Source organism: Ottowia thiooxydans DSM 14619 (assembly GCF_000422885.1).
Taxonomy (GTDB): Bacteria; Pseudomonadota; Gammaproteobacteria; order Burkholderiales; family Burkholderiaceae_C; genus Ottowia; species Ottowia thiooxydans.
This window is the reverse complement of sequence record NZ_AUGX01000034.1, coordinates 1-12451: the sequence shown is the minus strand read 5'-3', so window position 1 is coordinate 12451 and position 12451 is coordinate 1. Positions and strand designations below refer to the sequence as shown.

The 12451-nt window shown below is 59.8% G+C and carries 11 protein-coding genes; 10 read left to right on the top strand and 1 reads right to left on the bottom strand.

Going from position 1 to position 12451, the window contains the following annotated elements:
* The first annotated feature begins 12 nt into the window (after positions 1-12).
* From G518_RS0120975 to G518_RS0120955, 4 genes are all read left to right on the top strand, one after another.
* The gene (locus tag G518_RS0120975) at positions 13-435 is read left to right on the top strand and encodes a sugar 3,4-ketoisomerase (protein ID WP_036595511.1); all 423 of its coding nucleotides are present in this window, start codon (positions 13-15) and stop codon (positions 433-435) included.
* A 229-nt stretch (positions 436-664) separates the two neighbouring features.
* Positions 665-2068, top strand: a complete 1404-nt coding sequence (locus tag G518_RS0120965; protein WP_036595508.1) for an NDP-hexose 2,3-dehydratase family protein — start codon at positions 665-667, stop codon at positions 2066-2068.
* An 85-nt stretch (positions 2069-2153) separates the two neighbouring features.
* Positions 2154-3161, top strand: coding sequence for an NAD-dependent epimerase (locus G518_RS0120960; RefSeq protein WP_028604215.1), 1008 nt, complete (start codon positions 2154-2156; stop codon positions 3159-3161).
* A gap of 101 nt (positions 3162-3262) precedes the next feature.
* Positions 3263-4171 carry a DMT family transporter gene (locus G518_RS0120955; protein WP_028604214.1) on the top strand — a complete coding sequence of 303 codons (909 nt, stop codon included), beginning with the start codon at positions 3263-3265 and terminating at the stop codon, positions 4169-4171.
* Between the two features lie 59 nt (positions 4172-4230).
* Here G518_RS0120955 and G518_RS36170 read toward each other — a convergent pair whose 3' ends face one another.
* Positions 4231-5157 carry a LysR family transcriptional regulator gene (locus tag G518_RS36170; protein ID WP_051237172.1) on the bottom strand — a complete coding sequence of 309 codons (927 nt, stop codon included), beginning with the start codon at positions 5155-5157 and terminating at the stop codon, positions 4231-4233.
* Between the two features lie 97 nt (positions 5158-5254).
* Between G518_RS36170 and G518_RS0120945 the strand changes: the two genes are divergently transcribed.
* From G518_RS0120945 to G518_RS36160, 6 genes are all read left to right on the top strand, one after another.
* Positions 5255-6919, top strand: coding sequence for a rhodanese-like domain-containing protein (locus tag G518_RS0120945; RefSeq protein WP_051237170.1), 1665 nt, complete (start codon positions 5255-5257; stop codon positions 6917-6919).
* A gap of 62 nt (positions 6920-6981) precedes the next feature.
* Entirely contained in the window at positions 6982-7968 is a 987-nt protein-coding gene (locus G518_RS0120940; protein WP_036595506.1) for a Bug family tripartite tricarboxylate transporter substrate binding protein, read from the top strand.
* Positions 7969-8007: 39 nt separating this feature from the next.
* Positions 8008-8631, top strand: a complete 624-nt coding sequence (locus G518_RS0120935) for a cysteine dioxygenase family protein (protein ID WP_051237168.1) — start codon at positions 8008-8010, stop codon at positions 8629-8631.
* Positions 8628-9878 carry an aminotransferase class I/II-fold pyridoxal phosphate-dependent enzyme gene (locus G518_RS36165; protein ID WP_245598063.1) on the top strand — a complete coding sequence of 417 codons (1251 nt, stop codon included), beginning with the start codon at positions 8628-8630 and terminating at the stop codon, positions 9876-9878. Before G518_RS0120935 ends, G518_RS36165 begins: the two co-directional genes overlap by 4 nt.
* Positions 9875-11128, top strand: coding sequence for a cystathionine beta-lyase (metC, locus tag G518_RS0120925; RefSeq protein WP_028604210.1), 1254 nt, complete (start codon positions 9875-9877; stop codon positions 11126-11128). The genes G518_RS36165 and metC overlap by 4 nt, the downstream gene beginning before the upstream one ends.
* Positions 11129-11152: 24 nt before the next feature.
* Complete coding sequence (locus G518_RS36160) at positions 11153-12130, top strand: tripartite tricarboxylate transporter substrate binding protein (RefSeq protein ID WP_051237164.1); 978 nt, start codon at positions 11153-11155, stop codon at positions 12128-12130.
* Positions 12131-12451: the final 321 nt, after the last annotated feature.

Genomic DNA, 12451 nt, shown 5'->3' with positions numbered 1-12451 from the left:
AGGATTTCAGAAATGGAAAAAGTCGCCGCAGGCAATCTCGATCTGGTTCGATGGATTGATTTGCCTTCCCACGCCGACCCCAGAGGTGTGCTGACCGCCATAGAAGGCGGCAAAGATCTCCCTTTTGACATCAAACGCGCCTACCTGGTGCATCACATCGTGGCCGACCGCGGAGGCCACGCCCATCGCGCCACTGAGCAAATCGTCATTGCCGCCGCAGGCAGCTTCGAGATGAACCTCTCGAACGGGCGCGAAAGCCGGACCTTTCTTCTGGATAGCCCAACGCGTGGCCTGTTCCTTTCGCCCATGCTGTTCATCAGCATGCAATCTTTTGCCCCCGGAACCTGCGCTCTGGTGTTGGCCAGTACCCACTACGACGGCACCAAGTCGATCCGCTCCTGGGAAGAGTATCTGGCTGCAATAAATCCATCCTAGAAACGGCAGTTGACCGCTTTATAGCTTTACAAAACCCGCATAAATTGAGGCTTTGCATGCTTAGCTCCCATTCACTTGTCAGGCGAGAGCGCTACACACCCGATCAGGCCGACCTCAAACGGGCTAGCCGCGTTGTTCGTCTTTGCAGGCGCCAGCCTGCCGCATCCTCTCGCCTTGCCAGCCCGCTTGAGGCCGGCCTGCTCGGGCGTGTTCAACTGCCGTTTCCAGGATGATCCTCGACGGCCTGCCGCACGAAACCATCCTCCGCTCCCTGGAGGCGGAGGACAGTGCGGTCACGCCTCTCAAAGATTTTTACCTGTGGCTGGATCTCAAACGGCAACAGAACCCCCTGACCGTTCGCCCCATTGCCTTTGGCGAACTTGAGCAATGGCACTTTACCCAGCCCGACACCGCACTGGCTCATCGCTCAGGCAAGTTCTTTACGGTGGAAGGCTTGCGCGTGGAAACGGACTTCGGTCCATTAACTCACTGGGAACAGCCCATCATCAACCAACCCGAGGTGGGCATTCTCGGCTTCATCACCCGTTCGTTCGGTGGTGTTTTGCATTTTCTGGTTCAGGGAAAAGTCGAGCCCGGCAACATCAACGGCGTGCAACTCACGCCCACGCTACAAGCCACGCGGAGCAACTACACCCTGGTTCACGGCGGCAACGAGCCGCCTTACAGCGCTGAATTTTTGGTGCCCGGTCGCACGCAAATCCTGGTGGACCGGCTCATGACCGAGCAAGGCTCTCGCTTCCTTCGCAAGCGAAACCGCAACATGATCGTCCTGGCAGAACATGAAATCTCCTGCCACGAGAATTTTTGCTGGCTGACGCTGGGTCAGATCAAACAACTGTTGAAGCAGGACAACCTGGTCAATATGAGCATGCGCTCGGTACTGAGCAGCTTGGCCATGGCCCGCTCCGCGTGCCTGGATTCATCTGAACTTGGTGTGGCCACGCAGTCGCCCTCGCGCTCGCGCTCGCACCGCTCATTCCACTCCAATAACCACGCACTCAACTGGCTATCGCAGTTACGGGCGCGCTATCAGCTCAAATTGGAGCGTCGGCCCCTCGACCAGTTGGCTGGATGGGTGATGGAAGAAGATGTCATCCGGCATGAAAGCGGTCGCCATTTTTCAGTGGCCGCGATTGAAGTCACCGCCACCGCCCGCGAAACAGCGCACTGGACGCAACCCATACTGCGACACTCAGGCCATGGATTGAATGGCTTTCTCGTGCAACGCATGGACGGCGTGCTGCATTTCCTGGTTCAGGCCTGCATGTTTCCCGGGCATAGAGACGTCTTCAAGCTGGGCTCCACGATCGCGCGCTCCAACCCCGAGCCGCTGTTCAATACCCCCCAGGCCCCGCCGTTCCTCGAATACTTTCGCGATCCACCTGCGGAATCCATCCGCTTCAACGCACTGCACTCCGAGGAAGGCGGGCGGTTCTTGCACCATCAAAGCCGCTACATGATCGTCGAACTTCCTGAGAACACCATCCGGGACCTGCCCGCCCACTATTGCTGGATGACCCTGTCTCAGCTCGCACTGTTCAACCATTTCGACGAGATCACCATTGAAGGCCGCAACCTCATGGCCTGCCTCGACGACACCCAATTTTTCTGAAACACGAAGCCGCGCATTGGAACGTGTTCTTAGACATCACAGATAGATTTTTCGGCCCTACAGTGTGGCCCCACGGAAAAGCAACATGAAAGTATTGATTACAGGCGCTGCGGGCTTTATTGGATCTTCGGTGGCCTATAAGCTGCTGGAGAACGGTGTGACGGTGGTAGGTGTAGACAATCACAACGATTACTACGACCCTTCCATCAAGCAAGCGCGGGTAGATCGCTTGGCGAGCCATCCCAATTACACGCACTGCCGAATTGATCTGGCTGATCGGAAGGCCCTCCATGATTGCTTCGTCGCGCACAAGCCCAACCGCGTGATCAACCTCGCTGCACAAGCGGGCGTGCGTTACTCCATTGAAAATCCACTTGCTTATATAGAAAGCAATATCGTCGGCTTCGCGCATATCCTGGAGGAATGCCGGCACAACGGGGTAGAGCATCTGGTCTACGCCAGCAGCTCAAGCGTGTATGGCGGCAACACCGCGATGCCATTTTCTGTGCACCACAACGTGGACCATCCGCTCAGCCTTTACGCGGCCAGCAAAAAATCCAACGAGCTGATGGCGCATTCCTATAGCCATCTCTATCAGTTGCCCACCACCGGCCTGCGCTTTTTTACGGTGTATGGCCCCTGGGGCCGGCCAGACATGTCCTTGTTCAAGTTCACCAAAGCCATTTTGGCAGGTGAGCCCATTCAAGTGTTCAACCATGGCAAGCATCGCCGCGATTTCACCTACATCGACGATATTGTTGACGGCGTAATCAAGGTCCTGGCCCGCGCTCCAGAGCCCGATCCCGAATGGCGCAGCGATCAACCCGATCCCGGAACCAGCCACGCGCCGTGGCGGATCTATAACATTGGCAACAACAACCCAGTCGAGCTGATGGATTTCATTTCCATCCTGGAAAAGCGCCTCGACAAAAAAGCGGTTATCGAGTTTCTTCCCTTGCAGCCCGGAGATATTCCGGAGTCCAAGGCGGACGTGAGTGATCTGGAAGCCAATTTCCAGTACCGACCGAATACCCGCGTGGAAGACGGCATAGACCGGTTCGTGGAGTGGTACCGGGCTTATTTCAACGCCTGATCGGGTCGGGAAGGTCAGCCCTCGCTGTTGAAACAACGTTCTAGATGGGCCGTCCAAATCAAGACAGCCTCCATATCCAGCAGCTCAAGCACAATCCCCGCATGACTGCTCTCTCTCGCCGCCAACTATTCGGGTTGGTCGTGCTTACGCTCATGTGGGGCCTGAACTGGCCCATGATGAAACTGTCGCTGCGCGAGATGTCGCCGCTGCACTTTCGCTCCCTCACCATGGCCTTGGGGGCGTTGGGGTTGTGGCTGGTCTTTCGGGCGCAAGGGTTGCGCATGGTCCCGAAAGGGCGACGTGAGTGGCGAGACGTCGTCGTACTGGGCTTGCCCAACGTGCTGGGCTGGCATGGGCTTTCCATAGTTGCGCTCACACAGTTGCCAGCAGGGCGCGCGGCGATTCTGGGCTTCACCATGCCGGTTTGGACCGTGTTGATTGCCGTTCTTTTCTACCGCGAACCACTTACGCGTCGGCTGATAATTGCAGTCGCCGCCGTTCTCACCGGCATCGCCCTGCTGCTGGGAGATGAACTTGTTCAGCTGGGCGGCAGCCCCACCGGAATTTTGTGGATGCAGGGTGCGGCGTTCTGCTGGGCGCTTGGAACCATCTGGATGCAGCGCGCCAAACTGACGCTGCCCGCCGAGGCGCTGGTGGTGTGGATGATGGTGCTCTCATCGGCCGTACTGGCCGCCATGGCTTGGGCGCTGGAACCTGCTCAGCAGTGGCACTTCAGCGCTCCCATGTGGATCAGCTTGGTGTGGGCTGTGGCGATCAACTATGGCGCATCACAAGTGGTCTGGTTCCGCCTGGCGCGTTCATTGCCTCCATCCACCAGTGCCATGAGCTTGATGGCAACTCCCCTGATCGGCATTCTGAGCGCCCCTTTGATTTTGGGCGAATGGCCACGCTGGCAGGATCTGGCGGCTGTTGTGTGCGTGTTGGTGGCGATTAGTGCGGTGCTGCTAAAGCGAAGCGCCAAGCCAGGCGCCGACAGCTCTTTGCGCTAAGAGCCTGTTCAAAGAACGTGTTCATGAGCTAGCGAAAATTCCCTGCGCGAAAGGAAGTTTCACGGCTCGCTCACAGTAGCCGCGTTGGTGCCATGCCAGTCGGTAGTGATCTCCCGCGCCAAGGCGGCGAACGCCTCCGCCACGGGCGACAACACGAAGGAGGGGCGTGATAGCAAACCTATGCTGCGCCATGCACGGGGCTTTTCAACCGGCCGAACCACCACCGGGCCAAAGTTCAGGCTTTCCAGAGCCAAGCTGGGCACAATGGCGTAACCCAATCCCGCACGTACCAAAGCCACTGCCGTGGTGAGCGAGTCGACTTCATAAGACGGCTTCATGGCCTGGCCCGCTTCTACGGCCGCTTGGTCAGCACGCACGCGCACGCTGGACTGCGTGGTGACGGAAATGTAGTCGTGCCCCACCAGTGACCGCCAGGTAATGTTGGTTCGACTGACCAAGGGGTGGCCGGGCGGCAGCAGAGCAACCAGGTGGTCACGCAGCAGGGGCTCGAACTGCAAGGCTTCGTCTGGCTGAAGCAATAAGCCCAAGCCAATTTCAGAGCGGCCAGCACGCACCATTTCCGCAAAATTAGTGGCCTGCTCTTCACGCAACTCCAGCCGAATGCCCGCATGCATGGAATGAAAACGCAACAAGATGGCGGGCAGCAACCCACACGCCACCGACGGCACCACTGCCAGGCGCAGGGTGCCCATACGCAGCTCACGCGCATCTTCGGCAACCCGGCAGGTCTCCTCCATGGACTGCAAGGTGCGCCGCGCGTAGGCCAGCAAATCGAGCCCTGCCTGAGTGGGCTCCACATGCCGGGTGGTGCGCTGAAACAGCCGTAATCCCAGCTCGCTTTCCAGCTGCCGGATCAGCAAGGAATAGCCGGGCTGAGTCATTCCCATGCGCGCGGCGGCGGCCGAGAACGAGGTGCACTCGATGCCAAGCACAAAGGCACGCAGCTGACGCAACGACACATTCATACTTTTTATAAATTAATTATTAATATTTTTATATTTTACTTATTTAAAGCAGACCCCCAAAATCAGCCTCGAACTCACTTCACTTCGGTTGTCTGCCATGTCTGCTTCTTCTGCCAGCGCTTCGGCGCGCTCTGCATCCCAGCCCACATCCTGGCCCACCGTCGATGCCCGCCAAGTGCATGCCATGCTTTCTGACGGTCAAGAGTTGGCCTTTCTTGACGTGCGCGAAGAAGGCGTCTTTCATGCCGCGCATCCGCTGTTCGTGGTTTCGGCTCCGTTCAGCCATCTGGAGATGCGGCTTGCCGATCTCGTGCCCCGCCGCGACACGCGCATGGTGCTGATGGATGCCGAGGGAGAAGGACTTTCAGAGCGGGCAGCCGAGCGCATGGCAGAGTGGGGCTATAGCCATGTCGCCGTTTTGAAAGGCGGACTGCAAGCCTGGCGCGACGCTGGCCTGCAGGTGTTTTCCGGCATCTACGTGCCCAGCAAAGCCTTTGGCGAGTTCGTGGAACATAGTTATGGCACACCGTCCATTGATGCTCAGGAACTGAAAACCTGGATCAGTGAGGGGCGCGATATGGTGATCCTGGACAGCCGCCCCTACAGCGAATTCCACAACTACAGCCTGCCAGGTGGCATCAATTGCCCGGGCGCCGAGTTGGTTCATCGCGTGTTTGATCTGGTCGAGCGCGAGAGCACCACCGTGGTGGTGAATTGTGCCGGCCGCACACGGGGCATTATTGGCGCTCAATCGCTCATCAATGCCGGTTTGCGCAATCCGGTGGTATGTGTCCGCAACGGCACACAGGGCTGGCACCTGAGCGGCGAGACCATGGCCAGCGGGAGCAAGGCTGTGGCGCCGCCACCGACCCTTGAAGGTCTGAATCAGGCCATAGAGGCCTCGCAGCGCGTGGCAAAGCGCTTCGGCGTGCGCGAGATCGACGCGGCCCGGCTGCGCGAGCTGCAGGCGCAGGCTGGCGAGCGCACGCTGTATTTGTTTGACGTGCGCACACCTGAAGAATATGAAGCTGGCCACATCCCCGGCGCGCGCACGGCCCCCGGTGGGCAGTTGGTGCAATCCACCGATCACTACGTTGGAACGCGAAGTGCACGCATCGTGCTGTGCGATGACAACGGTGTGCGCGCGCGCATGACCGCATCCTGGCTTATCCAGCTCGGCTGGACTGACGTCTTCGTCTTGCAAGGTGGCCTCAGCGCCTGCGGACAGGCGCTTGAAAAAGGGCCTGAAGTGCCCACGCATCTGCCCGTTGAAGCGGGTTCCAGCGTTCGGAAATTGGGTGTGCTGGATGTGCAGCAGAAACTGAAATCAGGCGAAGCGGTGGTGGTGGATCTGTCTAGCAGCCTGCGCTTTCGCGACGGCCATATTTCTGGTGCATGGTTTGCGGTGCGGTCGCGGCTAGCCAATGCCATCTCGCAATTGCCTGCGCACAAGCTTCTGGTATTGACCTCGCTCGATGGGAAGTTCGCGGAGATCGCTGCAACCGATGCCCAGGCCGTGTCACCCGTTCCGGTGGCGGTGCTCCAGGGAGGCAATGCCGCATGGACCGCCGCCGGGCTGACTTTGGAGCCAGGCCTCACGCAAATGACCACGTCCACAGACGATGTTTGGTACAGCCCCTACGACCACGTAGACCGCACCAAAGCCATGAATGCTTACCTCAGCTGGGAAATCGGTCTGGTGGAACAAATGGAGCGAGAAGACGGTGCTCTGTTCCAGTATTTCGCTTCTGAGCCTGCCTAATTTCTTAGAGCGCCCTCATAAAAAGCATGGTGAACCACCTACATAAGCCACACGAGACAGGCATGAAAAACTCCATATTTCGCCCCACTCGCCGCCGCGCGATCCAAGCCTTAGGCGCACTAATGAGCGGCCAGGCCATTGCCCAGCCCGCGGCACAGCGCTCGGGCGCCATCAAGCTGATGGTGGGTTACGCCGCAGGCGGCGGCGCTGACGTGCTGGCGCGCTTGCTGACGCAGCACCTGACCCAGGCACTTGATCAGCCGGTCGTGGTGGACAACCGTCCTGGCGCTGGCGGCACCTTGGCAGCCAGCGCATTGGTCAATGCGCCTGCCGATGGCTCCGTGTTGTACATGGCAGAGTCCGCCGTTTTGGCCGCTCCGGCGATCTACGACAAAATCAACTACGACCCAACGACTTTGACAGCGGTCGGTGCGCTCGCCCAAATCCCATTTACGGTAGTGGTGCATCCTGATTTCCCAGCGCGCAACGTGGCCGAGCTCATCAGCGTGCTGAAAGCCAATCCAGGCAAGTATGCATACGCCTCACCGGGTGTGGGCAATATTGCTCACCTCAGTGCGGAGATGTTCAAGCGTGCGGCGAATGTAGATATGCTGCATGTGCCCTACAAAGGAGGAGCGCCCGCGCTGGCTGATCTGATCGCCGGCCAGATTCCCATCTGCTTCGTCAGCATGCCACCGGTGCTCCCCCTGGCTAAGGCCCAGAAGCTGCGTGTACTGGGTGTGACCACCACCACCCGCTCAGAAATCGCGAAAGACATACCGACGATCGCCGAGACATTGCCCGGGTTCCATGCGGCGGCCAATAGCTTCATCCTGGCACCACCCAAAACCCCCTCTGAGATCGTGACGCGGCTGAACACGGCGTTTCGCGCTGTGATGGCCTTACCTGAGGTGCAGCGGGAATACGCCGCGCAAGGCGTCACCGTGCGCACCGGGACGCCTCAGGAACTGACGGCACAGATCCGCACCGAACTGAAGACCTGGGAGACCGTGGCACGAGGAGCCGGGGTGCGCGCCAGCCTGTCTTAAATCCTGAAGCCTGTTCAACTATTTTTCCGAGATTCGCTCATGAGCATTGATCCTTCCCGCAGGCTGATTGAAGCCCGTGTAGCGCTGGTGGATGACACGATGGCCCGCATTCGATCGCTGGCCGCCAGCGCTCCACTGTCGCGTGAACTGCTGACCGAGATCGCGGCCCTGTTGCAACCCTTGGCAGATCAGCAGGACTATTTCACGGCCGAAGACTTTCCAGTGGCCGAGCCTGGCGGCATGGGCATTGCGCGCTATCTGCTGGCCTCACAACCCGACGACAGCTTCGCTCTGTACCTGAACTCCATCAACCCCGGCATGAATTCGCCACCACACGATCACACCACCTGGGCGGTGATCGTTGCACTGGAAGGGCAGGAGCTCAACCGGCTCTATGAGCGGGTTGACGATGGGAGCTCGCCCGATCAGGCGGAGCTAGCCAAGCGCAGCGAATTCATGGTGGAGCGGGGGCGATCCATTCAGTTCCTGCCAGACGACATTCACAGCATTCACATCCAGGGCGATCAGCCAACCCGCCACTTCCATCTGTATGGCCGCGCGCTGGAAACCTTGGACGAGCGGGTGGGCTACAACCTGGAAACGGGCGCGGTGGTCAAGTTCAACCGCAATTTTCTCGACAAACCCCGGCTCATGCCTCGATGAAAACGCCCGAGGATCCCATGACCGGCCCGCTTAAAAAACTGCCGATCTACCCAGTTCAGCGGCTAACCGCTTTGGTGGCGGATGTGCCTCCTGCTCACGGGCTGACACCCATCCTCTTCTCAGTAGGCGAGCCACGCCATGCGCAACCGGCAGCTGTCGGGGAGATCATGGGGAGATGCCCTCCAGGCTCTCTAGGCGCCTACCCGAGCGTAGTCGGTTCACCGGCCTTGCGAGAAGCCATAGCGGCCTGGCTGGGCCGCCGCTTTGCACCGGCGGTAGTGGACCCCGCATGCGAGGTACAGGTCGTTAACGGCACGCGCGAAGGCTTGTTTTCACTGACGCGCACGGTGCTGGATTCATCACCCCCCGATGCCTATGTGGTCTACCCCAATCCGGGCTACGCGGTCTATGAAGGCGCTACTGTCCTGAACGGATTGAGATCGTGGGTCTACGATTCCACCACCGCCTCACGACATGGCGAAGTTTTCTTATCGGTGCCAGAACATGTGTGGGCGCGCACCGCATTGCTGTTCGTTTGTTCACCCGACAACCCCATGGGCGGTGTGCAACAGCTGGATGCCTGGCGCACCATCTTCGAACTGTCTGATCAGCACGGCTTTACCGTGGTCGTGGATGAGTGCTATTCCGAGATCTACACCGGAGACGAACCGCCCCTGGGTGCGCTGCAAGCCGCTACATTGCTGGGCCGCTCGTTCGAACGCCTGGTCGTTCTCTCCAGCCTCTCAAAGCGCTCCAATGTGCCAGGTTTGCGTTCCGGATTCATGGCCGGCGACCGTGCCATTCTGACGCAGGCCGCACGTCTTCGCTCCTACAACGGCGGCGGCATGAACCCTGTGGTGGATGCAGCCAGCGTGGCGGCCTGGAACGACGAAGCCCATGTGCAAGACAGCAGAGAAAAATACCGCGAGAAGTACCGCCATGTCATTCCGCTGATGCAGCGCGCGCTCACCATCGCTACGCCCGATGCAGGCTTTTTTCTCTGGGCTGATATTGCACGCACTGGCCTCAGCGATGAAGAGTTCACCCGGCAGCTGTATGCACAGCAATCGGTGCTGGTGATGCCTGGCTCCTATCTCAGCTCCGCCTTTGGCCCGGAGCCCATACGTCAGCGCGTTCGAATTGCCCTGGTGGCCGCTCTGGAAGAATGCATGGAAGGCGCACGCCGCCTGCAGGCTTTCGTAGATAGCCTGGAACCGGCGCAATCACTAAATCTAGAAACTGCATGACAGACTCTCGCACCCTGCACCCTCACACCCGGCTGTTGCATGCTGGCCAGCCTGGCTTCAATAACGAAGGCAATGCTCCAGTGAATGCGCCCATCGTGCGCACCAGCACGGTCCGCTTTTCCTCTGTGGCGCAGATGGACGCGCTCAAGACACGCCGGCAAGCGGGTGAGCAGGTGTCGCTCTATGGCCGCCACGGCACAGATACGCACCGTGCCCTTGAAGCAGCCTTGTGCTCGCTGGAAGGTGCCAACCACGCATGGCTGGCACCTTCTGGAGTCGCGGCCATCACTTTGGGGCTGTTGTCGCTGGTAGCTCCGGGCGAACACGTGCTCATTACCGACAGCGTGTACGACCCAGTGCCACACCGTATTGTGAGCACCCTCTTTGCCCGCTTCGGGATTGAAGCAAGTTACTTCGATCCCCTGACCCAGCCGATTGAAGAGCACTTGCGACCCAACACGCGCGTGGTCTACGCTGAAAGTCCAGGCTCCATCTTGTTCGAGGTGTTGGATATCCCCGCTCTTGCCCGCGCGGCACACGCACATGGCGCGCTGCTGATGGTGGACAACACCTGGGCCGCCGGTTACCTGCAAGCGCCTATGGATCTTGGCGCTGATCTGGTGGCCTGCGCACTCACCAAATACCAGGGCGGGCATTCCGATCTGATGCAAGGCGCACTTCTCGCACGCGATGACGCCCTGGCGCGGCGCGTGCTCTCCACCTATGAGGCCCTGGGTTACGCCGTATCGGCAGACGATGCGTCTTTGGTCCTCAGAGGGATGCGCACCTTGCCGGTTCGCATGGCGCAACACGGCCGCAATGTCATCGAAGTGGCTAACTGGCTGCTCGCGCATCCACAGGTGGAACGCGTCTATTGCCCCGGCCTGCCCTCCGACCCAGGGCATGCTTTGTGGAAGCGCGATTTCAGTGGCCACAACGGCCTGCTGTCAGTGCAGTTCAAGGATTTTTCCGGCTTGCAGCTCAACGCCTTCTCGGACGCTTTGCAACTGCACTCCATCGGCGCTTCGTGGGGTGGATACGAGAGCCTGGCATTGCCAGTGACAGACAAAGCGCTGTCTTCGCACCAGGGATGGCAGCGCGCCCAGAAACAACGAGAGCAAGCAGGCCTCGCGCCTTCTGCGGGCGTGGTGCGGTTGCACGTGGGGCTGGAAGATGTGGGCGACTTGACTGCAGACATCGCGCAAGCCATCGAGCAAGCCGTCAATCAGCCACGAGCGCGCCAGCCATAGATTTATAAGAAGGAGACAACTCATATGCGACTGCCCAACCTCATGCGTGGCCTGCTGGCCACTGCGACTTTAGCTTTGGGGGCCGTCGCGGCTCACGCGGCCTGGCCCGAGCGGCCAGTCAAGCTTGTGGTGCCCTTTCCCGCGGGCGGGAACGTAGATGCCTATGCACGTTTGCTCGCCCCTGCCCTGTCTGCCGAATTGGGGCAGCCGGTAGTGATTGACAACAAGGCGGGCGCTACGGGTGCCATCGGGGTGGAGGCGGTCATTCGCGCCGAGCCAGATGGCTATACGGTCCTTCTGGGCAACATCACCGCCGTTGTCAGCAACGCCATCGGTGATGCCCCTAAGTTCGCCCCGCTCAAACAGTTGATTCCAGTGTGTACGCTGATAGACGGTGATGTGGTGGTCTTTGCCCCTTCCCGCCTCGGCGTACGCACGCCTGCGGAATTGAAGGCGCTGGCCCAGAAGTCCAGCGCGCCACTGACCTACGGCTCGTCCGGGGCTGGCTCGATTGCGCATATGGTGATGGTGCAGCTTACAGACGCCCTGGGCATCAAAGCCACGCACGTGCCCTACAAAGGCAATGGCCAGTTCATGACTGATTTGCTCGCGGGTCACATTCAACTGGGTGCGGCTGATTTGCCCAACTCTTCTCAGCATGTCAAGGCTGGGGCGCTGGTACCGCTGGCGGTAGGCGGTGCTCAGCGCTTCCCTGAGTTGCCGGATGTACCCACCACTCGCGAGTTGGGCATTACCAAGCCGAGTTTCACCGCATGGAGCGGGTTGCTGCTGCCCGCCAACACCCCACAGGCCATTGTGAGCCGCCTTGAGGCTGCGGCTCAAAAGGCATCACAGGATCCCAAGGTGCGTGAGTTCAGTTCCACCAACGGCAATCACGCTGTGTTCCGCAATGCCGCCCAGGCCAGGCAGGTGATTGCGGAAGGTGTGCAGGATTGGGGTGATTTCGTGCGTTCGACGCCGGCGATGATCAATAGCCGCTGAGGGTTTTACACCTTCCCCGCATGCGGAAGAGACTGATGCAGGCGCGCCTCGCGACTCGAGCCCGAGAGCCCCAGAACCCGAGGCCGTGAGCTGGTTTTACTCCTTCCCCCACTGGGGGAAGGTGGGGATGGGGGCAAGCGGCGGTTGATTAAGCGCTGCCATTGCTAGTTGCCTTCTGCTCTTCTCTTTAGGTCGGAGGCCGGGATTGCGCCCGGCGGCGCAGTCCCTTTCTTTGCTCGCACCCGGAGCGCCGGCCGAAAGCAACGAACCAAAGAAATGCGACCCCAAGTCCGTGTCCCTGCGCTGCGCTCCGGGCACCCT

What these genes read in the sequence shown, in the direction of transcription:
- G518_RS0120975 (WP_036595511.1), top strand. Translation starts at nt 13, where the DNA reads ATGGAAAAAGTCGCCGCAGGCAATCTCGATCTGGTTCGATGGATTGAT.
- G518_RS0120965 (WP_036595508.1), top strand. Translation starts at nt 665, where the DNA reads ATGATCCTCGACGGCCTGCCGCACGAAACCATCCTCCGCTCCCTGGAG.
- G518_RS0120960 (WP_028604215.1), top strand. Translation starts at nt 2,154, where the DNA reads ATGAAAGTATTGATTACAGGCGCTGCGGGCTTTATTGGATCTTCGGTG.
- G518_RS0120955 (WP_028604214.1), top strand. Translation starts at nt 3,263, where the DNA reads ATGACTGCTCTCTCTCGCCGCCAACTATTCGGGTTGGTCGTGCTTACG.
- G518_RS36170 (WP_051237172.1), bottom strand. Translation starts at nt 5,157, where the DNA reads ATGAATGTGTCGTTGCGTCAGCTGCGTGCCTTTGTGCTTGGCATCGAG.
- G518_RS0120945 (WP_051237170.1), top strand. Translation starts at nt 5,255, where the DNA reads ATGTCTGCTTCTTCTGCCAGCGCTTCGGCGCGCTCTGCATCCCAGCCC.
- G518_RS0120940 (WP_036595506.1), top strand. Translation starts at nt 6,982, where the DNA reads ATGAAAAACTCCATATTTCGCCCCACTCGCCGCCGCGCGATCCAAGCC.
- G518_RS0120935 (WP_051237168.1), top strand. Translation starts at nt 8,008, where the DNA reads ATGAGCATTGATCCTTCCCGCAGGCTGATTGAAGCCCGTGTAGCGCTG.
- G518_RS36165 (WP_245598063.1), top strand. Translation starts at nt 8,628, where the DNA reads ATGAAAACGCCCGAGGATCCCATGACCGGCCCGCTTAAAAAACTGCCG.
- metC (WP_028604210.1), top strand. Translation starts at nt 9,875, where the DNA reads ATGACAGACTCTCGCACCCTGCACCCTCACACCCGGCTGTTGCATGCT.
- G518_RS36160 (WP_051237164.1), top strand. Translation starts at nt 11,153, where the DNA reads ATGCGACTGCCCAACCTCATGCGTGGCCTGCTGGCCACTGCGACTTTA.